Origin of the sequence: Limosilactobacillus walteri (assembly GCF_014830205.1) — a bacterium.
In the GTDB taxonomy this organism is placed as follows: Bacteria; Bacillota; Bacilli; order Lactobacillales; family Lactobacillaceae; genus Limosilactobacillus; species Limosilactobacillus walteri.
Genome location: NZ_QORN01000002.1, coordinates 43,549 through 69,589 on the forward strand (window position 1 = coordinate 43,549; position 26,041 = coordinate 69,589).

General features: G+C 40.1%; 24 protein-coding genes. 3 read left to right on the forward strand and 21 right to left on the reverse strand.

From position 1 onward, the window contains the following. Window positions 1-32: 32 nt before the first annotated feature. From DTK66_RS00540 to DTK66_RS00600, 13 genes are all read right to left on the reverse strand, one after another. Window positions 33-689, reverse strand: a complete 657-nt coding sequence (locus DTK66_RS00540) for a histidine phosphatase family protein (RefSeq protein ID WP_191667431.1) — start codon at window positions 687-689, stop codon at window positions 33-35. Window positions 690-707: 18 nt separating this feature from the next. Beyond that, window positions 708-1,574 carry a class II fructose-1,6-bisphosphate aldolase gene (gene fba, locus DTK66_RS00545; protein ID WP_191667432.1) on the reverse strand — a complete coding sequence of 289 codons (867 nt, stop codon included), beginning with the start codon at window positions 1,572-1,574 and terminating at the stop codon, window positions 708-710. A 17-nt stretch (window positions 1,575-1,591) separates the two neighbouring features. Next, window positions 1,592-2,371: a triose-phosphate isomerase gene (gene tpiA / locus DTK66_RS00550; protein WP_191667433.1), complete on the reverse strand. Its 780-nt coding sequence runs from the start codon at window positions 2,369-2,371 to the stop codon at window positions 1,592-1,594. Window positions 2,372-2,386: 15 nt separating this feature from the next. Then, window positions 2,387-4,249, reverse strand: coding sequence for a right-handed parallel beta-helix repeat-containing protein (locus DTK66_RS00555; protein WP_225208936.1), 1,863 nt, complete (start codon window positions 4,247-4,249; stop codon window positions 2,387-2,389). Continuing rightward, the gene (gene ppsA, locus DTK66_RS00560; RefSeq protein WP_191667434.1) at window positions 4,197-6,578 is read right to left on the reverse strand and encodes a phosphoenolpyruvate synthase; all 2,382 of its coding nucleotides are present in this window, start codon (window positions 6,576-6,578) and stop codon (window positions 4,197-4,199) included. Before ppsA ends, DTK66_RS00555 begins: the two co-directional genes overlap by 53 nt. A gap of 312 nt (window positions 6,579-6,890) precedes the next feature. Continuing rightward, window positions 6,891-7,595, reverse strand: coding sequence for a class A sortase (locus DTK66_RS00565; protein ID WP_191667435.1), 705 nt, complete (start codon window positions 7,593-7,595; stop codon window positions 6,891-6,893). Between the two features lie 49 nt (window positions 7,596-7,644). Further along, window positions 7,645-8,529 (reverse strand): alpha/beta hydrolase, encoded by an 885-nt coding sequence (locus DTK66_RS00570; protein WP_153929748.1) that lies wholly within the window; start codon window positions 8,527-8,529, stop codon window positions 7,645-7,647. After that, on the reverse strand, window positions 8,513-9,805 hold the full coding sequence (locus DTK66_RS00575) for a PTS transporter subunit EIIC (protein ID WP_368356233.1): 1,293 nt from the start codon (window positions 9,803-9,805) through the stop codon (window positions 8,513-8,515). The genes DTK66_RS00570 and DTK66_RS00575 overlap by 17 nt, the downstream gene beginning before the upstream one ends. A gap of 132 nt (window positions 9,806-9,937) precedes the next feature. Beyond that, window positions 9,938-10,183, reverse strand: a complete 246-nt coding sequence (locus DTK66_RS00580) for a type B 50S ribosomal protein L31 (RefSeq protein WP_003665599.1) — start codon at window positions 10,181-10,183, stop codon at window positions 9,938-9,940. A 92-nt stretch (window positions 10,184-10,275) separates the two neighbouring features. Beyond that, on the reverse strand, window positions 10,276-11,553 hold the full coding sequence (murA, locus tag DTK66_RS00585; protein WP_153929746.1) for a UDP-N-acetylglucosamine 1-carboxyvinyltransferase: 1,278 nt from the start codon (window positions 11,551-11,553) through the stop codon (window positions 10,276-10,278). A 271-nt stretch (window positions 11,554-11,824) separates the two neighbouring features. Then, window positions 11,825-13,429: a CTP synthase gene (pyrG, locus tag DTK66_RS00590; protein WP_191667436.1), complete on the reverse strand. Its 1,605-nt coding sequence runs from the start codon at window positions 13,427-13,429 to the stop codon at window positions 11,825-11,827. 178 nt (window positions 13,430-13,607) lie between these two features. Continuing rightward, window positions 13,608-14,165, reverse strand: a complete 558-nt coding sequence (gene rpoE / locus DTK66_RS00595; protein ID WP_191667437.1) for a DNA-directed RNA polymerase subunit delta — start codon at window positions 14,163-14,165, stop codon at window positions 13,608-13,610. A 48-nt stretch (window positions 14,166-14,213) separates the two neighbouring features. Continuing rightward, a complete protein-coding gene (locus DTK66_RS00600; protein ID WP_368356234.1) occupies window positions 14,214-14,633 on the reverse strand; it encodes a YwiB family protein in 420 nt (139 codons plus the stop codon). 136 nt (window positions 14,634-14,769) lie between these two features. Here DTK66_RS00600 and DTK66_RS00605 point away from each other — a divergent pair, with 136 nt between their 5' ends. Genes DTK66_RS00605 through yidA form a run of 3 tightly spaced genes read left to right on the forward strand, consistent with a single transcriptional unit; the run spans window position 14,770 to window position 17,784 of the window. Beyond that, window positions 14,770-15,594 carry a lipoate--protein ligase family protein gene (locus tag DTK66_RS00605; RefSeq protein WP_153929743.1) on the forward strand — a complete coding sequence of 275 codons (825 nt, stop codon included), beginning with the start codon at window positions 14,770-14,772 and terminating at the stop codon, window positions 15,592-15,594. 1 nt (window position 15,595) lies between these two features. Next, complete coding sequence (locus DTK66_RS00610) at window positions 15,596-16,957, forward strand: HD domain-containing protein (RefSeq protein WP_153929742.1); 1,362 nt, start codon at window positions 15,596-15,598, stop codon at window positions 16,955-16,957. Between the two features lie 5 nt (window positions 16,958-16,962). Next, complete coding sequence (gene yidA, locus DTK66_RS00615; protein ID WP_191667438.1) at window positions 16,963-17,784, forward strand: sugar-phosphatase; 822 nt, start codon at window positions 16,963-16,965, stop codon at window positions 17,782-17,784. A gap of 50 nt (window positions 17,785-17,834) precedes the next feature. On the opposite strand, the gene DTK66_RS00620 is transcribed toward yidA, so the two are convergent. From DTK66_RS00620 to DTK66_RS00655, 8 genes are all read right to left on the reverse strand, one after another. After that, window positions 17,835-19,157 (reverse strand): replication-associated recombination protein A, encoded by a 1,323-nt coding sequence (locus tag DTK66_RS00620; RefSeq protein ID WP_191667439.1) that lies wholly within the window; start codon window positions 19,155-19,157, stop codon window positions 17,835-17,837. An 86-nt stretch (window positions 19,158-19,243) separates the two neighbouring features. Then, the gene (locus tag DTK66_RS00625; RefSeq protein WP_191667440.1) at window positions 19,244-19,975 is read right to left on the reverse strand and encodes a hypothetical protein; all 732 of its coding nucleotides are present in this window, start codon (window positions 19,973-19,975) and stop codon (window positions 19,244-19,246) included. Window positions 19,976-20,126: 151 nt separating this feature from the next. After that, on the reverse strand, window positions 20,127-21,116 hold the full coding sequence (locus DTK66_RS00630) for a ribose-phosphate diphosphokinase (RefSeq protein WP_153930751.1): 990 nt from the start codon (window positions 21,114-21,116) through the stop codon (window positions 20,127-20,129). A gap of 76 nt (window positions 21,117-21,192) precedes the next feature. Then, entirely contained in the window at window positions 21,193-22,560 is a 1,368-nt protein-coding gene (gene glmU / locus DTK66_RS00635; protein ID WP_191667441.1) for a bifunctional UDP-N-acetylglucosamine diphosphorylase/glucosamine-1-phosphate N-acetyltransferase GlmU, read from the reverse strand. Between the two features lie 2 nt (window positions 22,561-22,562). Then, complete coding sequence (gene purR / locus DTK66_RS00640) at window positions 22,563-23,408, reverse strand: pur operon repressor (protein WP_191667442.1); 846 nt, start codon at window positions 23,406-23,408, stop codon at window positions 22,563-22,565. A gap of 117 nt (window positions 23,409-23,525) precedes the next feature. Then, a complete protein-coding gene (locus DTK66_RS00645; protein WP_153930754.1) occupies window positions 23,526-24,323 on the reverse strand; it encodes a metal ABC transporter permease in 798 nt (265 codons plus the stop codon). After that, on the reverse strand, window positions 24,324-24,995 hold the full coding sequence (locus DTK66_RS00650) for an ATP-binding cassette domain-containing protein (RefSeq protein ID WP_153930755.1): 672 nt from the start codon (window positions 24,993-24,995) through the stop codon (window positions 24,324-24,326). A 5-nt stretch (window positions 24,996-25,000) separates the two neighbouring features. Then, window positions 25,001-25,912 (reverse strand): metal ABC transporter solute-binding protein, Zn/Mn family, encoded by a 912-nt coding sequence (locus tag DTK66_RS00655; RefSeq protein ID WP_191667443.1) that lies wholly within the window; start codon window positions 25,910-25,912, stop codon window positions 25,001-25,003. Between the last annotated feature and the right edge of the window lie 129 nt (window positions 25,913-26,041).

A 26,041-nucleotide genomic window follows, 5' to 3' on the forward strand; every position in this document is an offset into this window, starting at 1 on the left:
GAAAAAATCTTCACCAGCCCTTTCATCTTTTTCTATAGTGTAAATTGATTATACGAAGCAACTGTTGTTTGTTCCTTATCTAAAACCATCTTCATCAAGGCACCATTATGCAGATTCTCATACTTGCGGCGCGCATCCCCATACATCCCCGCAATATATTGAATAATCGAGCCGTGGGTAGCAACAACAACATTACTATTGTCTGGCAAATCACGGAGAAAAGAAATTGCTTGTTCAACACGGGTATTTAGCTCTCTGCTGTCTTCTGCAAGGTGAGCCGGATCAGCTGCTTTAAGCAAATCATGTGCTTTTTCAACGCCAAACTCATCAACTACTTCACCAATCCGACGAAATCGTTTTTCACCAAGGTAGCTCGCCCAAATCGCCCCTTCTTCATTACTATGGCCCTCAAAAGACCCATAGAAAACTTCACGGAAAAACTTTTTTTGGACCGGTTCTTTCATCGTTGCTGTCGGATGGTTTGCAATTAAAATTCGCGCCGTATCCACAGCACGCTTTAAGTCACTTGAAAAGAGATAATCAATCCGTAAATCAGCAAGTACTTCACCTATTTTTTGTGCGTTTTCAATCCCCTTTTCCGTCAAGGGAGTATCTGACCATCCCTGCAAACGAGCAAACCGGTTAAAATATGTCTCACCGTGTCGAACAAAGTAAACTGTAATCGCCATGCCACAACCTCCATTATCTTAGGCTACTGCTGGAGTGCCTAACCATTCAATCATATCTTTCATTTTATCAGTAATTGCATCAGTGCCGGGTAATAATAGTTTTCGTGGATCATACCCTTTATTATTCTTATTCAAGTCAAGCTCATTTTCAATATACTTTCGAGTAGCATCTTGGAAAGCTAACTGAAATTCAGTATTGATGTTGACTTTCGCAATTCCCATCGAAATGGCCTTTTGAACTTGATCTTTAGGAATTCCCGAACCACCATGCAGGACCAATGGAATATCAATGGCATCCGCGATCTCTTGTAGCCGGTCAAAGTTCAGCCCTTGCCAGTCTGCTGGATAGATACCATGAATATTACCGATTCCGCAGGCAAGGCGATCAACACCCATTGCCGCAAAAGCCATTGCATCTTCGACATCTGCTAATTCGCCACTACTCGTATCTTGATTTTCGCCCACTTTGCCAATTTCTGCTTCAACCGCAATTCCACGGGAATGGGCTAACTGAACAATCTCTTTTGTTTTGGCGTAATTTTCTTCCATTGGCAGCTTATGTCCATCAAACATCACTGATGAATAGCCAAGGTTTATACATTCAATCGCCGCATCATAATCACCGTGGTCAAGGTTTAAAATAACTGGAACTTTAATATTCATCGCGTCCATTTGATCTTCTACCATATCCTTGACAAATTTATAGCCACCCATATATTTAGCAGCCCCCATGGAAACTTGGACTAACACCGGGGTATTGGTCTCAGCAGCTGCCCGCAAAATTGCTCGTGTCCATTCTAGGTTATTAATATTATATGCCCCAATTGCGTATTGGTTCTTTCGTGCATCATCAAAAAGTTTATTCCCATTATCAAAGTAAGCCATTCCTGCTTCCTCCTCAATTAAATTACTTGTAATTTTTTCTTACTGGCAAGTTCAATATAATTAATCATCTGTAAAAAACTATCGATATCAAGACTAGCTCGGCCAATCAATGCACCATCAACATTTGGCTTACTCATAATTTGATAGATATTTTGCGGATTTACACTGCCACCATATAAAATGCGCATCTTCTCCGCTATATCATTGTTATAAGTATCAGCAAGGCTTTGCCGGATTGCCTGACACCCTTCTTCGGCTATTTCTGGGTTAGCTTGGTGGCTGCTGCCAACCGCCCAGCTCGGTTCATACGAAATAACAATTTGTGCTAATTTGTCCGCTGGAACATCGCGTAATACACTCTTTAACTGCTGAAAAACATAATGAATTTTGCCATTAACTTCCGTTTGTACCATTTCTTCATCAGTACAAATAATCGGCGTAATCCCAGCTTGAAGCGCCGCAAGGACTTTTTGGTTAATCGAGGTATTACTCTCATTAAACAGCCGCCGTCGCTCTAAGTGTCCCAGCATGACATAAGTAACTCCAGCATCAGCTAAGCTACGCATACTAATTTCACCGGTATATGGTCCCTCAAGTTCTGCGGCTGCATTTTGGGCAATAATTTGTAAATTTGATGTCCCTGCCACTTTTTTCATGTTGTAGAGGGAAACTGCCTGCGCTGCAATTCCAATTTCTTTATTTGCTGGTAGTTTCTCCTTAATTGCCCTAACAAAGTCTACTGATTCATGAACATTCTTGTTCATCTTCCAGTTCGCAATAATAAACGGCTTGCGCATTCTTATCCTTCCTCCTTAAAACAGTAACCTAAATAACCGGTGGCTATACTCATCTTTAGTATCAAACGGACCAGCAGTAACACTTACTCCTTCACGATGGTTACCTAAAAAGTCGATATCAAAGTCCATTGCAGTATTGGCGGTCGTACCAACGGCAACGACCCGGCTCGTGTCTTCATCAAGGTAATCGCAAATATTACTATCAATAAATACCCCGTCTTCATTAGAGTCAACGTCAATGGTGACGTCTTCTACTTGGTCATTCAGGTAGATATTGCCAGCCTTATTAGTGTTAATGTGATTCCGTTGCTTGCTTGACTGGGCAACGAACACTTCATTGTCGTCGCTTACATGGTTATCAACATTTTCCTGTTGGTCAGCCTGCTCCCGTGCAATTGCAATTAATTTTGCCATTTCATCACGAAGGCTCTTACGAATAAAGACATTATTATAGAAACATGATGAACTATATGGATCCATCTTGCTGTCATTTTCTTGATAGAGCCGGTGGTAATAGAGGTCGTTATCTTGGACGTTATTATTACTTAGCCACTCTACACTACCGTTAATTAAGTTATGAACCAGCAAAACTCCTTTGGTTGCTAACTTGAGAGCACAATCTGATAGCAAGAAGTTGTTATCGACTAACGTAACGCCGTCAGAATCCTTGATCTCAATATCTTCGCCTAGCCCTGCTATGAGGTCATCCTGATTTTCTGCAGTAACTTTGAACGGTTTAGGTAAGCTGTTATTGTAGAAAACGTTTCGCGAAATCTGCGTATCTTCTACCTTTCCACCAAGCCATACTCCTCGTGTACAATCATGGATGCAGTTACGAAGAATCTTGGCGCCAATCGCTGGAGAAAGGTTAATCGCACTCACATCATCACTGACAAGGTTTTGGCGCGTGTTGATGTTGTAAATACTGTTATGCTCAATAATTGGCGATGGGTTGCCATCTACTCCCATAATTCCAGTTTGTCCACAATCATGAATGGTATTGTTCTTAATCCGATGAGGAACGGTCTTAGTATCATCAACTGTTGGGACCATATCACGGCCAAGAGAAATTCCCGAACATTTTGCATGAGATATATCGCATTTTGCAATCTTCCAGCCTTGACCAGTGTTCGTCCCAATAATCCCCTTATTATATTTTGCTGTGGCCCAACGACAAGCTGCCTTGGTCATCGTAAAGCCAGAAAGAATAAGGTGGTCAATATTCTTTTTCTCAGGATAAAAACATGTTTCACGGAAGGTTAATTCCACATGTTCCTTATTAGGATCCTTATCTTGGAAATTAGCATAAATTATCGTTGCATCTTCTTCGAGTGATTGTTCAGTATACCAAGTATAAAGAGTAAACTGACTATCTCGTGAAAGCGGGTTTTCCTTTGGTGCCATTACCGCTGCCAATTGGTCAACTTCATACATTGCTTTATTGTTAAGGAAGATTTCGCCCGCATGATTAAATGTTTGGTTAACAAGCAAGTTGTATGGATTATAATCACCAAACTCAGTATTAGGGAGCTTAATCATCCAAACATTGTCATTAACTGGTTGCCAGCCGGTCACCCGGTCGGCACCTGTAATGATTGCCTGATTTTGTTTTGCTGAAGCATAAATAATTGGTTTATCGCTAGTTCCAGAATACTGTGGGCGAACAGCCTCATGATATTCACCTGGCATAATTTGGATATAATCCCCAGGCTGGGCAATATCAGCTGCCTGTTGAATCATCTTAAAAGGATATTCTTGTGAACCATTACCATTTTCAGAAGCATTAATATCAACAAAAATTTGCATTTCTTTCAACCCTTTCTTACTACCATTCGTAAACTTCAGCTGTTTGCCGTCCTTTGCCAGTTGCCTGGTCAAGGATTATTCGTTGTTCAAACTGTGCCACATTCCGTTTTGTTTCTTTTACCATGTCTGGATTAACTGAAATATAATCAATTCCCTGCTGGATTAAGAAGTTAGCTAATTCTGGATATTCTGATGGCGCTTGCCCACAAATTGATACGGTCTTATTATCGCGGTGAGCTACTTTAATTAAGTGGCTAATCGCGCGTTTGACTGCGAGATTACGCTCATCAAAGAGGTGAGCAACCGTATCGTTATTACGGTCACAGCCAAGAATCAACATCGCTAAATCATTTGAACCAATCGAGTATCCATCAATATACTTATTGAACTGGTCAGCTAAAATAATATTGCTTGGAATCTCAGCCATCATATAAACCTTGAAGTCTGGCCCACGGTGTAAGCCTTCCGCGTTCATTAATGCCGTAACCTTCGCTGCTTCCTCTACCGTGCGGACAAATGGAATCATGACGTTAAGATTCTTTAATTGAAATTCATCGCGAACTTTCTTGACCGCAGCTAATTCGAGCTTAAACGCTTCGATATATTTTGGATCGTAATACCGGGAAGCACCACGCCAGCCAAGTAAGTCAGCAGGTTCATGCGGCTCATATTTATCACCGCCAGTAAGGTTGCGATACTCACCAGATTTGAAGTCGGAGAATCGTAGCACCATTGGACGTGGTGCAATTGCCCGCGCAACCTCAGCAATCCCGTCAGCCAACATATCAACCACTTTTTCTGGATGACCCGTTTCAATCAGGTACAACGGATGTTCGTGAATATATGTTGTCCATAAAAATTCTTCTCGCATCAGCCCGATTCCATCTGCTGGCAGGCTTGCATATTTTTGGGCAAGCTCAGGATCACCCAAATTCATCATGACGCCAGTTGCCGTGGGGGCAAAATATTCTACAGTTTCACAAGGTGTCCCCTCCTGTTTCTTCTCCGCAAATTTTTCTCGGACATCTCCCTGGTAGACAACCCCATTTTTAGCGTCAACTGTAACTTGGGCGCCATTTTGAAGAGCCGCCGTAACTGCCTGCCCGCAACTCTTTGTTCCAACGATACATGGAATCTGCATTTCACGTGAAACAATAGCAGCGTGACAGGTCATCCCACCATTATCGGTGATAATTGCGGCTGCTTTTTTCATTGCTGGTACCCAATCAGGCGAGGTCATCAAAGTTACCAGTACTTCTCCTTCCGCAAACTGATCAATGTCTTTAGGATCCGCAATAACATGAACCTTACCGGCAGCTAACCCGGGACTCGCGGGAAGACCCTTAACTAATGTTTCTGTCTTATTCGGTGCTGTTACTTGTTCCTTGACGGATGGCTTGTTATCTTTATTCGACCAAACTGTTTCTGGTCGTGCCTGTACTAACCAAAGACGGTTCGTCCGTGCATCAAGGGCAAATTCCATATCCATATAACAACCGTAGTGCCGCTCGATTTCTTTCGCATACCCAGCCAATTCATGAAGCTGATCTTCTGTTAATGCTGGTCTAGTTGCCCGCTCTGCTGGTACCTGTTCTTCATGGACACCACCACCCGGCGTCTGCAATAGTTCAACTTGTTTAGGAACAACCGATCGTTCAAGAACCTGTAAGTTATCCTTGTTGATTACAAAATGGTCAGGGGTTACTTTACCTAAAACAATGTATTCACCTAAGCCCCAAATTGTATCAATAACAATTTTCGTGTCATCACCGTTAGCAACATTGACCGAAAACATAATTCCTGAAGCCTTCGAGAAAACCATCATTTGGACAGCTGCCGATAAGGCGACTTTTTCATGTGGAAAATGCTGCTTATGACGGTAATAAGTTGCTCGATCGGTAAATAAGGAGGCATAACATTCCTGAACTTTTTTTAGCACCATGTCAGCACCTTGAACATTCAAGTATGATTCCTGCTGACCCGCAAACGATGCATTAGGCAAATCCTCAGCTGTAGCACTAGAACGGATTGCTACAAATGGTTCTGTCTCACCCATCTTTTCAGAAAGTTCGGCGTACGCCCGTTTAATTGTTGCAGCAACTTCAAACGGCATTGACGCTTCAACAATCATTTTACGAATACGGCTACAAACTTGATGAAGTTCATCAGCATTTTCATAGTCAGTAAATTCAGCTAGCAGAGCATTAATTTGTTCATTTAATCCCGTTTCATTCATAAATTGATGATAAGCATGGGTTGTCGTCGCAAACCCGTATGGAACGGGAATTTTCATCGATGAAGTCATTTCTCCTAGTGAAGATGATTTTCCACCAACAAGATTGACATCTGAGCGATGCAATTCATCAAACCATAAAACATTTTTCTGTTCGCGTTTTTCCATTACTGCATCTCCTTAATTTCAATGTACCTCTTTCTTAGGTGGTTCCTGAAAAAGTGTCAAGAAATTTATGCAAACAAAAAAATTGAGCAAACGGTGGCATTCCTATCCGCTCGCTCAATTTTCTAATAAAATTTTATTTAATTTTTGTTCTTTTACCAGTCCTTGTATTTTTCTGAATTTGTAATCGATTCCAAATCTAAGCAGAATATCGTCAAAGATTACATGGGAAATATCTTCTAAATAATTATTTCTCACCGGTTTCAAAATTAGGTGCAAATCAAAAAAAGAGGACGGAATTTTTCCGTAGCCTCTTTATCGTCCAGTTGTATATTTTTCACTAAAATTCTTTTGAACCTGCTGTGGAGCTTGCTTGAATGGTTCTGATTTAACAAATTTACCACGAATCATTAACCGATTTGCCCCTGTTGCATCACAAGTTATGAGAGTAATAATCTTCTCCGGCGTATTATCGACCACGTCAACCCGCGTCGCAGCGATAAACTCACGTTGGTAGATTTTATATTCATATACCCGGTCCATATTTGTTATATAGATCATCTGTCCGACCTTTGCGTGGTAATACAGCGGCGAGAATAAAATCTTACTCCCATGCGCCATGTTATGACCAGCTAACGCATAGTTGCCCTCCCCCATCTTCATATCTGGACGTAAAGTTCCGGCGGCTAATGCAAGGGTCGTATTGTCAACCCCGTTAGCGATCGGAATTGTCATATTAATTGCCGGTACAGTAATGGCGCCAATCGTATTAATTGACTGCTTGTTTGCCCGTGCTTTAGCAGCGGTTTGAAGATTCAAATCTTCAACACTCTTAAAATCATACGTTGCTTTTTTCTTTTGATTTTGTTGAACCGTTTGTTGCGTAATCTCTGGTTTATAACTGCCGACTAAATAGTATTTAATTTGCTGATTAAATATTAGGACAACCGATACAATTAGTAAAACAACAACCGCTGTCCAGCGCAGCCATTCAAAGGACCGTTTTTTCTTTTTCTTCACAGTTATTACCTCTTACTTTTTATTATTAAACATAGTATAACTTGCTTAGCTAATTTTGAGTAGACCCGCGCTTATTTTGCGGATTGCCATTATCTGCAGGATCTAATAGATACTCCTCAATTAAACGCACAATTTGTTTATTCTGTGGCAAGTTTGAGTGCTGAGCATCCTTCCCGGTTACTGTCATACTCGTATAATGTGCTACTTGTTTTTGATAAATATATTTACCAGCATCGACACTTCCTTCTGGCACTAAGCCATCAGAATTATACGTCTCTGTTCCCGCCACTGAATAAACTAGTAAACTTTTAGGAATTCGATAACGATACTTCACAAAATCAGAAAACATTTGTGTGGGATGACTCACCGAGGATTCAGCGAAGTTATAAGGAGTTCCAAGGGTCATCAACCGTTTAATCGTAATAGCATCTTCATAATCTGAATAATAGTGTTCAAGCCAGTATGTCCATACGAGCCCCCCATTAGAGTGACCGAATGCCTTAAAGTTATTAAAATTATATTCATCAGTTAACCGCTCAAACACTTGGTTAACCATTTTTGCTTGCTTTTTGATGTTTTGATAACCATCGTGATTGTTTTCAAACCCGATCACAATAATCGGCTCATTATCACCACGGTTAATCCACCCTTGGGAAACAATCTTACCGTTATTTTTAACTTCAAGGCGTAAAACACTATGTTTCTTAGGGCTATCTTCATTAATCTTCTTAATCAAAGGATTGAAACGATTCTGAGTAGCTGAACTACCGGGAATCATAATTACAGGAGACATTCGCGAATTATGCTGTGCTGCTAAATACTTATTAGTATCTTTCATCCAGAAATAAGCAGGGATTGCCATTAAAATTAAAATCGCCATTAAGGCCATTAATACTATTCGGCTATGCAGCATTGTCTTAGTCATTTTCTTCATGACTTACCACGTCCTGTTCTTGTAGATTTAGCCGGTTTTCAACCTGCAGCGCCATTTTAACAAACGGAATATACGCCATAATATCTATCAAAAGTAAAACTAATGAAAAAATTAATACGCCCCAATTACCATTAGTCCCCAAAAAGCTAATCAGCGGTCCAGGAGTCCCCTGTAATACTGGGTAGGGCGTCGGTGGAATTAAATGAACTGCAATTGCAAGGCTAGCAAATAGGATATTAAAAATTGGCAAAAAGATAAAGGGGACAAGGAATAACGGATTAAAGACAATTGGTAACCCGATCATTGTTGCGTAGTTAAAATTAAATAATGTCGGTAAAGCTGTCCACCGCGCTACCCGATGCATATACGTACCATTCGAGGTAATTAGCAGAGCCACAATTAGGGCCAGAATTAAACCATCGCCACCAAAGTTAGCAAATGAATTATAGAGTGAACTTCCTAAATACTTATAAGGAACATTCCACGGTGTCCCGTGAGCAAGGGCATAGTTTAAATTGGCAGTAAATGATTCACTAGCCGTTAACGTAGTGTAATTATACGGGACCCCTAATCCCAACCAATCCATCAATTCTAGTCCAATCGATGCCAATAGGGTCAACCATAATTGCCGGTGATCCTGAGCAACGTTAACTAATGAAGAATAACTGGTTGCCCACGCATGATAAATTGTACTTGAATTTAAAAGCATCGCAATTACTACAGAGATAACAGTGACAATCAATATTGGTAACATTGAACTAAAAGCTCGTTCTTGTAACGATGGGAATGAATTTGTATTATTACCATACTTGGGCGGGGTTAGCCAACGATAAAGTTGACCAATCGCATATCCTAAAACAAGAACAATTAACAGCCCATTACCGCCTAACAAACGTTGATAAAAATTAAGCGGATAAGTTGCTGGGGTTTTACCGTAACGATACGCCATTAATAATAGTGCTAAAATTCCGGTAATCCCCGCAAATTTCCCATCACGATGGTATAACTTAGCAGTAAACTTTGCTGCCATATAAACTGTATATATTCCTAAAACCCCTAGTGTTAATTGGCTAATACTGCCTAAAATAAATTGTATTATCCGTAACACGCTCTGTGGAATTACATCCAAAAAGGCAATATTAAAAATAAAACCATCTGGCTTAAAAACTGTTTTTAAAAGCATTTTTGCCATCGTACCGATAAAAACAATCGGAAAAAGCATAATTAATGTCTGCCGTGTTATTCGAATAAACGAATAACGATGTAACTCAACCACCTTATTTATTAACTGTTTGCGCAATTTAACCCCCGTCTTTCTCAAGTCATGATTTTCTTTAAGGTAACGAAAAAGGGGTTATAACAAAACCCCGTTTTGTTATAACCCCTTTGCAAATAATAAGAAGTTTGACTACTTGAGACCGTACTTCTTGTTGAACTTGTCGACTGCACCGTCGGCTTGAGTAAACTTTTGCTTACCAGTGTAGAATGGGTGTGAATCTGAAGTAACTTCAACCCGAATTAATGGGTATTCATTACCGTCTTCCCACTTAACAGTTTCACTTGAAGTGGCTGTTGAGCCAGAGAGAAACTTGTAACCAGTAGATGAATCTTCAAATACTACTGGATGATAATCTGGATGAATTCCTTGTTTCATAATTTATTACGCTCCTTTTGCCATGAATCATTGCCTGAAACATAGATAATCAACTTTAACAGGATACCACGATTTAAAGAACTACGCAACTTCTAACTGATTTTTATCGAAGAATCATCTTCGATCGAAACATTGGCATGAAGGCGGTTGAGCTTCCATACAATCCGATCGTATCCCCGCAAAATATTTCCAGCATTATTAATAACAGTCTGTCCTTGCGCCATTAAACCAGCAATCGTCAATGAAGCTCCTGCACGAATTTCTCCAGCAGAAACTTCCGCACCATGCAATTGTTCGGTATGTTGGACAACAATCATCCCATCGTGGGCTTCGATTTTCATCCCCATTTTTTGCAGTTGCGAAATATGCTTAACCCGCTTGGGATAAATAGTATCAACAATCGTGCTATCACCTTCTGCAAGTGACATCAATGGGGTTAGCGGTTGCTGTAAGTCAGTAGCAAAACCGGGAAACGGCATTGTTTTAACATTGACCGGTCGTAAGTGTTCTGATTTAGGAACATAAATCTTATCACTGTCGATTTGTAAATCAACGCCCATCTCAATCATCTTGCTGGTAAACGACTCTAAATGCTCTGGAATAACATTGTGAATCATAATTCCATCGCCCAAAGCAGCAGCTAGCGATAGGTATGTTCCTGCTTCAATTCGATCAGCAATAATCGTATGGGTATTCATTGATTGCAAGGTCTTTACTCCCGTAATACGGATTGTATCAGTTCCTGCACCACGAATTTTTGCGCCCATATTATTTAGAAATGTTGCTAAATCAATAATTTCTGGTTCACGAGCTGCGTTTTCAATAATCGTTGTCCCTTCAGCGCGAACAGCTGCCAAAGTAGCATTAATCGTTGCACCAACAGATACCATATCTAAAAAGATCCGTGCCCCATGCAAGCCATCCGGTGCATCTAAATGAACAGTACCTTTTTCTTCGCTAACAGTTGCTCCAAGTGCTTTAAATGCTTTTAAGTGTTGGTCAATTGGTCGGGGTCCGATATTGTCGCCCCCCGGAAATGTTAATGTCGCGCGATGGAAACGACCTAATAATGCACCCATAAAATAATAGGAAGCCCGAAGACTTTTAATGGCCTTACTTGGAAGTTCAGCTTCTACGATTTGTGTTGGATCAATATCTAAAACTCCGTGACTAAACTCGGACTTTACATTCATTGACTCCAAAATAATCATCAGATTGTGAACATCCAAGATATCTGGAACTGTGTCAAATTCTACGGGGGTATCTGCAAGAATAGCAGCAGGAATTAATGCAACTGTACTATTTTTTGCACCACCGATCGTGACTTCGCCAGATAAACGGTTTCCTCCTTGAATGATCATTTTCTTCATTTCTGCGTTTCCTCACTTAAAAATTTTAGTTAGTCTGTTTTTCATTTAAGCTAAGTTAATGATTATTTCAGTTACAAAACAGTCAACTGTAATGATAATGAAATATCAAGCGAATTACAACCTTTTATGAACAATCTTAAAAAAAATCGTAATATCAGGGCCGAAAACAGCCCAATTAACTTAAAATTTAACAATTTTACTAATAAAAAACAAGAGAAGTGACATCCATGCCCCCATCTCTTGTATCAATTTTATTATACAATTTAAAAATTTATTTGTCCTCAGCAGCTGCTTTTACAAAAGCTGCAAATAATCCTTCAGGGTGATTTGGCCGTGACTTAAATTCTGGATGGTATTGTGCTGCAACAAAGAACTTCTTATCCGGAATCTCAACCACTTCAACTAAATTACGATCAGGGTTTACACCTGAAATTACCAAACCATGGTTTTCCATTTCTTGACGGTAGTCATTGTTAAATTCATAACGGTGCCGATGACGTTCGCTAATCATTGATTGATTACCATAAGCAGCAGCGGCCACCGTGCCTTCTTTAAGTTTGCATGGATATGCGCCTAACCGTTGAGTTCCTCCCATATCCTCAACGTCTGCTTGATCAGCCATTAAATCAATAATATTGTGTTTAGTGTTAGGATCAAATTCGGTAGAGTTAGCATCCTTGTAACCTAACACATCACGAGCAAATTCGATACATGCTGTCTGCATCCCTAAACAAATACCAAGGTAAGGAACATCATTTTCCCGTGCATACTTAATTGCCGTGATCATTCCTTCTACCCCTCGGTTGCCAAAACCACCAGGAACAAGAATCCCATCATATTCTTTTAATGTTTCGTTAACATTTTCTGGAGTAATGTTTTCTGCATTAAAGTGGTCAATTTCTACTTTTGCATTAACTGGGTATCCAGCATGACGCAACGATTCATTGACAGAAATGTAAGCATCTTGCAAGTCAGTATATTTACCAACCATCGCGATCTTAACTGTCTTGGTCAACCCATGTTCAATATGGTCAACCATTTCTGTCCATTCTTTCATATCAGCCTCAGGAACATCTAAGCCAAAATGATCAACCACTAATTGGTCCATTCCTTGTTTTTGTAAATTCAATGGAATCTCGTATAAAGTTTTGACATCCATCGACTCAACAACAGCCTTAGGGTCAACATCACAGAATAAGGCAATCTTTTTCCGCATATCATCAGTAATTGGTTGTTCTGTTCGTACTACTAAGATGTTAGGTTGAATCCCTAAACCACGTAATTCACGGACACTATGCTGCGTTGGCTTGGTTTTCATTTCTCCAGCAGCCCGTAAATATGGAACTAACGTTGTATGGATATACAACACATTTTCACTGCCGACTTCTTCTTTCATTTGCCGAATGGCTTCCATGAATGGTTGAGATTCAATATCACCAACGGTACCACCAATTTCGGTAATTACAACATCTGCATCTGTACTTTCACCAGCGCGCTTAATCTTATCCTTAATTGCGTTAGTAATATGCGGAATAACTTGAACCGTACCTCCGAGGTAGTCGCCACGCCGTTCTTTCCGCAGAACTTCAGAGTAGATCTTACCTGTGGTAACGTTTGAATACTTATTAAGGTCATTATCAATAAAACGTTCATAGTGACCAAGATCTAAGTCCGTTTCAGTACCATCATCAGTTACAAAAACTTCACCATGTTGGTATGGACTCATTGTTCCCGGGTCAACATTAATATAAGGGTCAAATTTTTGGATGGCAATCTTTAATCCCCGATTCTTTAATAATCGTCCTAAAGAGGCAGCAACGATTCCCTTTCCTAATGATGATACAACTCCACCAGTCACAAAAATGTATTTCGTCATTGTCGTCTACTCCTTTTTTATATTTGCGGGTGTAATAAATAATAGAAAAACTCCCCATTTCAAAAGAAATAATGAAACAGGGAGCTTATTTATCTACGAACTTATTGGCCTGCATTTACAGGCGCCCAAGAAAGATAATACAGGGTCAATGATAAATAGTCAAGCACAAACTTAAAAATTATTCATCGTCCTCGTCATCATCTTCATCGTCGTGTAATTCGGATAACTGACCTTCAATACCGTCATCTAGATCATCATCTTCGTCACCGAAATCATCGGTATCGTCATCATAATCATCATCGGTATCAGTTTCGTCATCATCTGCGAGATCCTCATCTTCCGGATCATCGTTATCGTAATCAATCACATCATCATCATCATCGGTGTCTGCGAGGAAAGCATTAACCTTACGGCGCTTCTTCTTTGGACGATCATCTTCATCTTCATCCTCAGTTTCGCCCACAGTAGCTTCATCAATAGATTCAAATGGGTACCATGCACGCAGACCCCAGGTGTTGTCACCAAGGGAAATAAAACTGCCATCAACATTTAAGTCAGTGTAGAACTGTGCAAGGCGTTCACGGATTTCCTCATCGCTCTTACCCAGATATTGTTGAACCTCGTTAGTCAAGTCAACAAACGCCATCGCTTCCCCATGGTGAGCCAAAATAGCGTGTGCGACCTCAATCATGGAAAGTTCTGATTTATCCTGACCGTCAAAAACCTTTAAATCCAAATTGGTGCACATCCCTTCAAAAAGTCTAAATTACATCTTACAATATTATCACGCAAATTGCAATTCCAACTGATAACTTCCAATAATTTGTCCAGCCTGTTTTAATTGATATTTAACAGACACCTGTCCTGCTGGCTTTTGAACATCCACTTTCTTTTCCAAGCTCTCAGTCACAACGTCAAGATTAAGAATCCCATACTGAGTCCGGTAACGCATTATTGTTGCCTGATGCGGGTCAAGGAATAAATTGGTCTCAACGCTTCCCCGCCTCCTAAGACGCACTAGCTCATCTTCAAACTTTACTTGAACCGGTGTTTCTTGACCATTTTGATGTTCAAGGTACCGCAAATAATATTTCCCATTAATTTCAACAAACGTACCGTCTTCAACAAAATCAAAATGTTCCTGCTGACCTTCTTGGGTGATCGTTGTTGATAGTTTTACCTTTACCGGTATTTCTCTTTTAATCGTAACCTCCTCCTTCCTTGGTTAATCATCGTCATTATTATACTCTTTTTAGTAATAAATACCCGCTAATACGCCCATGTTAGTGTTAGTTCTTGTATAATATTAATGTATAATTTTACAGAAAAGAAGAAGTCATATGCCTAATTTAAATACGCAACAGTTTCAGCACTTTACCCAGCACTTAATACCATCAAATAATCTTTCATCGTTTATCTACACAAATGCCCTCCTCCGCTCAGCGGGACAGCTTTCCCATCCTTTGCTTCACTTTTGGACCCTTAAAGATACTGTAATTCTGGGCTTAAAAGACCAACGACTTCCCCACCTCCAAAAGGCCCTTGATTTATTAGACCAGCGAGGTTGTCACTACTTTATGCGGAATTCAGGTGGCTTAGCGGTTGTTAGTGACAATGGAATCTTAAATTTATCAATTTTTTACCCGTGGCATCTCCTAGGGCACGAATTAACAATCGATGAAGCTTATCAACAGATGGTGAACCTAATCCAAACTGCATTTCCGGCGCTTCACCTCGCAGTTGGTGAAATTATTCATTCTTATTGTCCAGGCAGTTTCGATATTAGTGTCCACGGGCAAAAGATTGGGGGGATTTCACAGCGCCGGAATAAATTCGGCGTTGTCGTTATGTTATATCTTAGCGTATGCGGTAACCAACAACAACGCGGGGTCCTTATTCGTGATTTTTACGCGGCTGGCTTACAAGATGAAATAAATAAATGGCATTTCCCAGATGTTTGGCCCACCGCAATGACGACCGTTGAACAAGCGCTGCAGACACAATTAACTGTTGAAGACGCAATCCATCAGATTCAAACAGCTTGTAAACTTCTTAATAATGCGAGCCTAAATAACCTAATGTGGTCGGCCGATTTTATCGCAACCTTAAACAAAGAATTAATCAGCATGAACCGTCTCCAAGAGCGGTTAAAGAAAGAGGAGTAACATGAACCACTTCTATGATGAAAAGCTAAGACGGGAAAAGGTTTTTCGTGATCCAATCCACGGGCAAATCATTGTTGATAATCAGGTAATCATGGATTTGATTAACACGCCTGAATTTCAACGTTTACGCCGCATAAAACAACTAGGGACCTCGTCTTTTACCTTTCACGGCGCAGAACACTCGCGCTTCGGGCATTGTCTTGGTGTCTACGAAATAACGCGCCAAATGTGTAATTATTTTCAACGCAACTACCCTAGCCAGCAAGAAGACGATGGTCTGTGGAACGATCGTGAACGACCCGTCGCCTTATGTGCTGCCCTGCTCCATGACCTAGGGCACGGACCTTATTCCCACACTTTTGAGCATATTTTCCATACTAATCATGAACAGATAACGCGACAGCTAATCACTGATAGTAGTACAAACATCAACAAAATCTTACGGCGGGTTTCCCCAGACTTTCCGCGTCAGGTTGCCAGCGTGATCGACCATACCTATGATAATCCCCAAGTTGTTCAAATGATTTCAAGTCAAGTTGATGCTGACCGAATGGATTATTTACAACGGGATGCATATTATACGGGGACTAATTATGGCAAATTTGACCTCGACCGGGTTCTCCACGTTATGCGGCCAGTAAAGAGCGGGATTGCTTTTGAGATTTCAGGGATGCATGCTGTAGAAGATTATATTATTAGTCGTTTGCAAATGTATCTGCAGGTTTATTTTCACCCGGTTTCCCGTTCAATGGAGGTGATTTTAGACCACTTATTGATGCGGGCAAAATATATCTACCAACACCCGAATGATTTTGAATCGGAATTTACCCCCCACATGCTAATGCCTTTTTTCAATAATCATTTTACCTTAGATGATTATCTTGCCCTTGATGACGGTGTCTTAACGACCTATTTCATCCACTGGACCCACTCCCGAGATGACATTTTAAGCGACCTTGCTAGTCGTTTCCTTAACCGTCGACCATTCAAGTCGGCCGTATATGATAAAAAGACCCAGGAACTTTTGCCAACTTTACGTAACTTAATCCAAACTGCTGGTTTTAATAGCCAATATTATACTGCTGTCAATGATAGTTTTAAGCTGCCGTATGATACCTACCATCCGCAAGACTCTAATGCGCAAACCCAAATTGAGCTATTACAGCCAAACGGTGATTTCATTGAACTTTCTCAAGTAAGCACTTTGGTTGCAAGTGTTTCAGGCAGAGAAGCAGGCGACCAACGGTTCTTTTTCCCAAAAGAAATGTTAGAATCACGTGATAGTATTGAAATTTTTGAACCAATTTACGAAAAATTCCAAAGTTACATTAAAAATAACCATGTTATCAACCCAAAGGAGTAATTATAATGACAATTAAAATGGTAGCGATCGATATTGATGGAACTTTAATCAATGACCAACGAGAAGTAACCCCCAAAACTGTTGCAGCAATTAAAAAAGCAAGCAAGCACGGAGTAAAAATCGTTTTATGTACCGGCCGGCCAATGACTGGCGTTCGCGCATATCTTGATCAATTAGGATTAAACAATTCAGATAATGAATTCGTCATTAGCTTTAACGGCGCACTTGCCCAATCAACCAGCGGTAACGTCTTTGTAAACTATACAATGTCTTTTGATGACTACGCTAATTGGCAAACTTACTGCATTAAAGAGGGAGTTAAATCACAAATTGAAACACGGGATTATATTTACACAATTAATCGGGACCTTAGTCCTTATACGGTTTATGAATCCGACCTCGTTAATATGCCAATCCGTTACCGAACCTTTGAAGAGCTTTCTAAAATGCAAGACCAATACGTCATCGCTAAAGCAATGATGGTTGATGAAAAAGAACGGATCGACAAAGCATGGCAGGACCTCCCCACTTCAATGACCGAGCGTTTTTCAATCGTGCGAAGCGAAGATTTTTATCTTGAATTCATGAATAAACAAGCAAGTAAAGGTAACGCCCTCCGTGTTCTTAGCGAAGAGCTCGGGATTAAGCAAGATGAAGTAATGGCACTTGGAAATGCTCAAAACGATGATTCAATGATTGAATTTGCGGGCTTAGGCGTTGCCATGGGCAATTCTATTCCCGGAACATTAAAGATTGCTAATGCTACTACTGCTGATAACAATCATGATGGGGTCGGTCAAGCAATCGAAAAATATGTCTTAAACTAAAATAAACGGTAACTGCAGCTACTTTTACAAGCTGACGCAGTTGCCGTTTTTTAATCATGTTTGCGGTGCCATTCATTAATTTGATCCATTCGTGCTTGAAAGCGTGGTTCCCGTCCCTGTGTGCTAGGATGATAGAAAGTTTGACCAGCTAGTTCAGACGGCATCGTCTTCATCGTGGTTAATTTATCCTTAGTATCATGCGCATACTGGTAATTTTTGCCGTAATTTAGCTCTTTCATTAACTTTGTCGGCGCATTGCGGATCGTTAGGGGAACTGGTAAATTCCCCGTCTTTTTGATCACACGTTTTGCTTCTTGCCGAGCTGCATATGCCGCATTGGACTTTGGGGCTAGGGAAAGATAGATTACACATTCCGTTAGATGGACATCACATTCAGGCATTCCCAAAAATTGACAAGCATTAAAAGTATTAACCGCTACCTGTAAGGCGTTAGTGTCTGCTAGCCCGATGTCTTCACTTGCAAATCGAACTAACCGCCGCGCAATATACAATGGGTCTTCTCCGCCATCAATCATCCGCGAGCACCAATAAATCGCTGCATCTACATCACTATTCCGCATTGACTTATGAAGGGCAGAAATGATGTTGTAATGTTCCTCCCCTTTCTTGTCATACCGTAATGACTTGGTGTTAATCAATTGTTTGAGCGTCGCCATCGTTAAGCTTACATTCCGACCGTCTCGTTCACCATTTAAGACCGCCATTTCTAACGTGTTAAGGGCAATTCGCGCATCGCCATTTGCAAATTGGGCAATTAACGGAATTACCCCCTCCTCACAGTCAATTGTTAATTCTGGGAAACCGTGCGGGTGGCTTAAAGCACGTTGTAATACTTCTTCGATATCCCTAGCACTAAGAGAATTAAGGACAAATACCCGACATCGGCTCAGCAAGGCAGCATTAATTTCAAAGGACGGGTTCTCAGTTGTCGCCCCGATTAAAATAATACTTCCCCGTTCGACAAAAGGTAAAAAGGCATCTTGCTGGGCCTTGTTAAAACGATGAATTTCATCAATAAAACAAACGGTTCGTTCACCATATTCACGGTTTTGTTCCGCCTCTTCCATAATTTTGCGGATATCACGAATACTACTTGTCACCGCACTAAAAGTAATAAAGTGCGATTTCGTTTGCTTAGCAATAATCTCAGCTAAAGTCGTTTTACCAACCCCTGGCGGTCCCCAAAAGATCAATGATGACAATTGATCATTCATAATAATTTCCCGCAAAATCTTATCCTTGCCAAGAAGGTGCTGTTGACCAACAAATTCGTCAATATTCGTTGGGCGGACTCGATTGGCAAGGGGCGTATTATCTTCACTATTTTGGTTGAATAATGATTCTTGGTGCATCCTTTTCCCTCCTCATACGAAAAAAGCAGGAGACCAGCTCTTTATTCGCTGTCTCTTGCTCGTATATCGTTATTATCAATAAATTATTAAGCAATCTTTGTAACAGCACCAGTTTGACTATTGTATTGGTAAATACCAATTAAATTAGCAACGGTGTTATCACTATTGTTTTGCCGAACTTCAAACTTGTAAACATTGCCTGTCTTCCCAGTTGGTATAATCTGGTAACCTTGTGAACCGCTAAAGCCCATCTTATTAGCAAATTGTTGAACAACATTATCACTAGTAGCATCTGATGCAGCTTGGTTAGCAACTTCTTGTTGGCTACTATTCTTAGTGGTAGTAGCAGTAGCATTGTTGTTTGTTTGCACACTTGATGATGCCGCAGAGGTCTTATCCGATCCCTTAGCAGAACTTACTTTATCTTGTAAGTCAGCATAAGCATTTCTCATTGCCGTACTGGTTGACTTTTGGGACTTTAAGTTGTTCTTAGCACTGTCATAGTCCCCGTTTTTATATGCCTTTTCAGCATCCATATAGCTTTGTAGGTCATCAGCAAGGGCTTCCGTTTGAGCAGTATGATCATTTAAATTATTTAATTGTTCATATGCCCCTTCGTAATCATGGTTTTGAATAAGCTTATTAGCTGTACGGTAAGCCTTGGAAGCTTTACTTTCGGAAGAACGAACAGACGATGAACTGGAAGAACTACTATCGCTGCTTGAGGCTGATTGCTTACCACAACCAGCTAATGCGAAAACAGTGGCTAAAGCAGCCGTTCCAACCATTGCTTTTTTGAAAAACTTAATTGTTGTCATTTTTCTCCTCCTTATTTCACATCGTATTATACCATGAATTAATAATTGCTGTTTAGCTTTCATTAATCTTTAGTTTCTTTTAATTAACTATATTATACTCATTAAATAACAAAAGTCCTAACAACAATAAATGTTGCCAAGACTTCTAATTTTAGTTCTTTTCTAACTGCGCACTTTGAAATACTTGTTTAAACAAGGGACTAACAGGTCGATTTTCGTTAATCCGCTTGATTGCGGCACCGATTAACGGAGCAACTGATACTTGTTTGATCTTATCAATTTGCTTTTCTTTTGGTAGTTGAATTGAATCGGTAACTACCACTTCTTTAAGTGGCGATTCACTCAAACGTTCAATAGCCGGTCCCGATAAAACTGCGTGGGTACATGAAGCATATACTTCTTTTGCCCCTGCTTCCATTAATGCTTTTGAACCTAAGCTAATTGTTCCTGCCGTATCAATCATATCGTCAATCATGATACACTTCTTACCTTTAACGTCACCAATAATGTTCATGATTTGGGCAACATTGGCTCGTGGTCGCCGCTTATCAATGATTGCAATTGGCGACTTTAAGAATTCAGCGAGTGCCCGGGCCCGTGTCACTCCACCATGATCGGGTGAAATAACAACTGCATTATCAGCAACTCCTTGATTAATAAAGTATTCAGCTAAAAGAGGTGCGCCCATTAAGTGGTCAACAGGAATATCAAAGAACCCTTGAATTTGCGCTGCGTGAAGATCAAGGGCAATAATTCGGTCAACTCCTGAGTTTTGCAACATGTTCGCAACTAATTTGGCAGTGATTGGTTCACGGCTCCGTGCTTTCCGGTCTTGACGAGCATAGCCATAATATGGCATTACTACATTAATTGTCTTAGCACTAGCACGACGAAGCGCATCAACCATGATCAATAATTCCATCAAATTATCATTGACCGGTGCGGAAGTCGATTGGATAACATAGACATTATCTCCGCGTACACTCTCTTCAATGTTAATTTGAATCTCACCATCACTAAAACGATTAACTGATAATTTTCCTAAATCTACCCCAACATGCTTAGCAATTTTTTCAGCCAATGGTCGGTTTGAATTTAACGCAAAAATTTTTAAATTTTGATCAAAATATTGCTGTGTCATTAGGTCCTCCGCTGGATTAATAAAAGTTATACTACCTACCACTTACATAATATAAATTAGTGTAACAAAAAGCAAGTTACCAAGGTAGCTTCTTAGCATAATTTTCTTTGTTAATCTGGCGTGCCCGCGCAATTGCCATATCATATTGCTCGGTACTATCGGTAATCGTAGAGCCTGCCGCAATAAATGAATCTTTGGCAATATTAACAGGGGCCACTAAATTACTGTTGCTTCCAATAAATGCGTGGTCCCCCACATTTGTGTGGTGCTTATTCGTCCCATCGTAGTTAACAAAGACTACGCCACAACCAACATTAATATCTTTTCCAAGAGTTGCATTACCGATATAAGTCAAATGACCAACCTTGGTGCCCTTGCCAATGTAAGCTTTTTTAACTTCACAAAAGTTTCCGATATGAACATCTTCACCAATTTCAGCCTCAGGACGAAGGTGACTATTTGGACCAATATCACTGCCATTATGCATTTCCGCTTCTTGTAGCGTTGAAGAAATTATCTTAACCCCATCATGAATCTTAGAATCAATAATTCGTGAGCCAGCCCCAATGTAACAGTCATCACCAATGACCGTATTACCTTTGATAACTACGCCGCCTTCAATTACCGTATCACGGCCAATCTTAACATCAGCATCGATATAGGTTGATTCCGGATCAATCATTGAAACTCCTTCACGCATCCAATGCGTATTGATCCGCTTGCGCATTACTTTATTAGCCCGCGCAAGAGCAATCCGGTCATTTACCCCCATCGACTCATCAAAATCAGCCATCTTATAGGCGGTCACGATCTCATTGTCTTGTTTAAGAATCCCAATCACATCTGTTAAGTAATACTCACCTTGTGCATTGTCATTAGTAATCCTAGCTAGTGCTTTAAAAAGTTTCTTGTTGTCAAAACAATAAACACCAGTGTTTATTTCTTTAATTGCTTGTTCCGCGGGTGAAGCATCCTTTTGTTCAACAATGCGCTCAACGATCCCAACATCATTACGGATGATTCGGCCATAACCTGTTGGGTCAGGAGCCATTGAAGTTAAAATTGTTGCGGCAGCATGGCGCTGTTCATGATATTCAAATAATTTTTCAAAAGTTTCTGCAGTAAATAGCGGCGTATCACCACTAACAATTATTGTTTCACCGTCTTCATCAGCCAACAGGTCTTTAGTCTGCATAACAGCATGCCCCGTTCCTAATTGTTGTTCTTGCAAGGCATATTGTGTCCGATGTCCCAATTGTTGTTCTACTGTTTCCGCGCCAAAGCCAACAATCGTGATAATATTTTCAATTTTGGCCTTTTCCAGTTGGGTCAAAACATGTTCTACCATAGTTTTACCGCATACTTGGTGTAAAACTTTGTATAACTTTGAACGCATCCGTGTTCCTTTACCAGCAGCTAAAATAATTGCATTGCGTTTTGTCATTTCTAATTCTCCATTTTCTTGCTAAATACGTTTTCCATAAAATTACCAGGTTGAGCCTGAATCTTTTTATCAGCTCCATCTGCTGTTTCAACTTTAATCAAAGACGTGCAATTGTCTACTAATCGTTGACTATTAACCGGGTGACCTTCAGCAAAAACGGTAATCCCTACAAGATTAGCATCAAACTCTTTAATTAAAGACTTCATACCGGTGATTGTTCCGCCACCCTTCATGAAATCATCAACAACTAAGACGTTGGCACCAGATGACAAAGTACGACGTGATAATTCCATTTTCTTGATCCGCTGAACCGAACCGGAGACATAATTAACACTCACTGTTGGGCCTTCTGTAATATGAGAACTATTGCGGACAATTACAAACGGTTTATTCATATACATTGCAACACTCTGGGCAATCGGAATTCCTTTCGTCTCAACGGTCATGATAACATCAATGTCCGTTTCAACATACTGGGTTGCGATCAGCTTACCAATTTGGCGCAGAATCTCAGGCTGCCCGATTAGGTCTGATAAGTATACGTATCCACCAGGAAGTAAACGAGAATCGTCATTAACTTTTTCAACTAAATTATTGATAGCTGTACGGGCATTTTCTTCCGAGTAAAAAGGCGTTAGTACCGCCCCGCCGCTTGCTCCCGGAATTGTTTCTAACCGCCCTTGGCCCCAAGTTTGGAAAGTATGTTTAACAATCCCTAGATCTTCACTAATCGATGACTTAGCTGAATCATAACGCTCCCCAAAGAACTTCAACGATACTAATGACCGTGGATGGTCAAGCAAGTATCGCGTCATATCAACCAGCCGATTGCTTCGTCTAATTTTCATAATTCTTCTCTGCCTTTCAAAAAGGATTAATTAACATTGATTTTACCATAAAATGTTCGTCTTTTAGGATAAAAAATAAAAGGAAGTGCAATTTTATTTTCCACTTCCTTCGATAAATTAATTTGCTTCAATAAATTTATTATAAAGCAAGGCTGTAACATAAATAGCAGCTTCAATAACAGCAATAAAAAAGCTCACTGGCCAATCAGTCAAATAGCCTAAGAATAATCCCAACCACGTACCTAACAACGAGAATAAAATTGCCAGAACTATCATCCGCGCAACCCCATGAGTAAAATACTTAGCACTCGCTGCTGGTAATGTCAGCAAGATAAAAATTAATAATGAACCGACAATCTGAGCAGCAACACTAACACTTAAGGCCAATAACAACAAAAAGATAACCGAGATTACCGTCTCGTTAATCCCGCTAACCCGCGCGCCGATTGAATCAAACGAGTCAAATTTTAACCGGCGATATAATAATAAAAGAATTACCAGGACAAGAATAGAAAGATAAATTAACTGCCATACTTCCTTCATACTAATCCCTACTACACTACCAAAAAGGATACTGGTAGCTGAACTAGCGGATTGGCTACTCAGCGATAGGAATAAAATTCCCATTCCAATAAACAATGCAGAAACTGCACTGATAACAGCTTCCCGCCGTGATTCTTTAATGCTCATCTGACCAACAATAACCGAACTAAGCATCGTAAAGAGAATCATCCCATTTAATGCTGGCCAACCAGCAAAAACAGCGAAAGCCCCGCCGGCAAAGCCAATTTCTGATAAGGTATGCGTTAAGAACGATAGATTTCTGGCGACAACAAAGACACCAATCATTCCACTAATAATTGCAATAAAGGTACTAGCAATAAACGCATGCCGCATAAAGCTCAATGTAAGCATCTACTTTGTACCCCCTTTAGTTGGAATAGGCAATTCATTAATCGGGCCTGTTTCGTAAGATTTTCCCGTCATATATAAGAAACGGGTTCCATATTGTTGTGCCAAATCCCAATCATGCGTAATAAACATCACACTTAACCCATTTTGCTGAAATTGGCTCACCAGATCAAGCAGTTCATACTTCATTTCATTATCAAGACTGGCAGTTGATTCATCGAGAATTAATAAGTTAGGGTTAGGTAGCAATGCTTGGGCAAGGTATGCCCGTTGCTTTTCCCCTCCCGATGCTAGGCCTAATGGACGCTCCGCAATCTTTATTAAATTATTTTCGCGAATCATCCTATCGACCCTGTTGCGTTCTTTTTTTGTAAGCCATGGTAAAAGCCGGGGCTCCGTGTTTAAAGCAACGAAATCACGAATTGATAATGGGTACTCCTCATCAATATTCCGAAACTGAGGAACATACCCGATTTTTGTATTTGACGGAATAATAATTGCCCCGCTTTTGGGCTTTAAGAACCCAAGCATTGAGCGGACCAAGGTTGTCTTTCCAACACCATTTTCACCGACCACGACTAAAAAATCACCTTCATTAATCGTAAAGCTCAAGTGATCGATTACCGTGTGATTCCCATACGCAACCGTTAAATCATCAACTGATACAACTGTCATTCTTTCTAATTCTCCTTCTGCTGAATTTCTGATAAGGCACGATACTGCTTTAACATCCATGCTGCGTAATTATCACCGTTGGGCTTGGTTTCCGTAACTTTCAGGACAGGAACATTATTTTCATGAGCTAATTTAATAAGATTGTCAACTACTTTATCGCTGGTTTGCGAATTAGCAACGAAAAAGGCAATTCGGTGATTAATGATTGCTTGTTGAATCTCCTCTATATCCTTGGGCGATGGATCATTACCATCTTCAACTGCTTTTTCAAAATGCTTGTCCATAATTTGATAGCCAGCATCTTCTAGGGCATAATCAAAAACCGGTTCACTAACTGCTACTTGATTATTAGTTGGATCCACATTCTTCTTCACTTTAGCAATTTCGTTATCAAGTGGTCTTAGAGATCCTAAATACTCTTTAGCATTCGCCTTATATTCCGCTGCATGCTTAGGATCAATTTTGCCGTATTGAATTGCTAAATCATTAGCCAACTTTTTAATTGTAGACGGATTATACCAAATATGCTCGTTGTCCCCATCCTGTTTACCACTCAATGAGGCAACATTGATTACCTTAATCTTGTTGCGATTATCGCTAGACTTTACAAGCTTATTTACCCAACTATCATAGCCTAATCCATTTTCAATGACAATGTTAGCGTTAGCAACCTGTTGGGCTTGTTTAGTATTTGGCTGGTAATCATGGGGATCGACCGAGGCATTATTAATAAATGATGTTACTTTTCCATGGTTACCTGCAACTTTTTGGGCTACTTCCCCATAAAAATTTAGTCCGGTTACAACCCTAATCGGCTTTTCATTTTTCCCTAACGACTTCCACGGTACAAATGATAGCCCGAGAATTATTAATAATAGAACAACAATACTACTTACACTAATAATATATCTTTTCATCTTTTCTCCCTTTTTAATCGTAATGATTACTATTTAGAACAATTAACATCATATAAAAGATTTTCATAAAATGCAATAAAAAGAGCAGGAAAAAATAAAAGAGGCTGAAAAAACTCAGTCTCCTATTTT

What these genes read in the sequence shown, in the direction of transcription:
- DTK66_RS00540 (WP_191667431.1), bottom strand. Translation starts at nt 689, where the DNA reads ATGGCGATTACAGTTTACTTTGTTCGACACGGTGAGACATATTTTAAC.
- fba (WP_191667432.1), bottom strand. Translation starts at nt 1,574, where the DNA reads ATGGCTTACTTTGATAATGGGAATAAACTTTTTGATGATGCACGAAAG.
- tpiA (WP_191667433.1), bottom strand. Translation starts at nt 2,371, where the DNA reads ATGCGCAAGCCGTTTATTATTGCGAACTGGAAGATGAACAAGAATGTT.
- ppsA (WP_191667434.1), bottom strand. Translation starts at nt 6,578, where the DNA reads ATGGAAAAACGCGAACAGAAAAATGTTTTATGGTTTGATGAATTGCAT.
- DTK66_RS00570 (WP_153929748.1), bottom strand. Translation starts at nt 8,529, where the DNA reads ATGAAGAAAATGACTAAGACAATGCTGCATAGCCGAATAGTATTAATG.
- DTK66_RS00580 (WP_003665599.1), bottom strand. Translation starts at nt 10,183, where the DNA reads ATGAAACAAGGAATTCATCCAGATTATCATCCAGTAGTATTTGAAGAT.
- murA (WP_153929746.1), bottom strand. Translation starts at nt 11,553, where the DNA reads ATGAAGAAAATGATCATTCAAGGAGGAAACCGTTTATCTGGCGAAGTC.
- pyrG (WP_191667436.1), bottom strand. Translation starts at nt 13,429, where the DNA reads ATGACGAAATACATTTTTGTGACTGGTGGAGTTGTATCATCATTAGGA.
- DTK66_RS00605 (WP_153929743.1), top strand. Translation starts at nt 14,770, where the DNA reads ATGCCTAATTTAAATACGCAACAGTTTCAGCACTTTACCCAGCACTTA.
- DTK66_RS00610 (WP_153929742.1), top strand. Translation starts at nt 15,596, where the DNA reads ATGAACCACTTCTATGATGAAAAGCTAAGACGGGAAAAGGTTTTTCGT.
- yidA (WP_191667438.1), top strand. Translation starts at nt 16,963, where the DNA reads ATGACAATTAAAATGGTAGCGATCGATATTGATGGAACTTTAATCAAT.
- DTK66_RS00620 (WP_191667439.1), bottom strand. Translation starts at nt 19,157, where the DNA reads ATGCACCAAGAATCATTATTCAACCAAAATAGTGAAGATAATACGCCC.
- DTK66_RS00625 (WP_191667440.1), bottom strand. Translation starts at nt 19,975, where the DNA reads ATGACAACAATTAAGTTTTTCAAAAAAGCAATGGTTGGAACGGCTGCT.
- DTK66_RS00630 (WP_153930751.1), bottom strand. Translation starts at nt 21,116, where the DNA reads ATGACACAGCAATATTTTGATCAAAATTTAAAAATTTTTGCGTTAAAT.
- glmU (WP_191667441.1), bottom strand. Translation starts at nt 22,560, where the DNA reads ATGACAAAACGCAATGCAATTATTTTAGCTGCTGGTAAAGGAACACGG.
- purR (WP_191667442.1), bottom strand. Translation starts at nt 23,408, where the DNA reads ATGAAAATTAGACGAAGCAATCGGCTGGTTGATATGACGCGATACTTG.
- DTK66_RS00645 (WP_153930754.1), bottom strand. Translation starts at nt 24,323, where the DNA reads ATGCTTACATTGAGCTTTATGCGGCATGCGTTTATTGCTAGTACCTTT.
- DTK66_RS00650 (WP_153930755.1), bottom strand. Translation starts at nt 24,995, where the DNA reads ATGACAGTTGTATCAGTTGATGATTTAACGGTTGCGTATGGGAATCAC.
- DTK66_RS00655 (WP_191667443.1), bottom strand. Translation starts at nt 25,912, where the DNA reads ATGAAAAGATATATTATTAGTGTAAGTAGTATTGTTGTTCTATTATTA.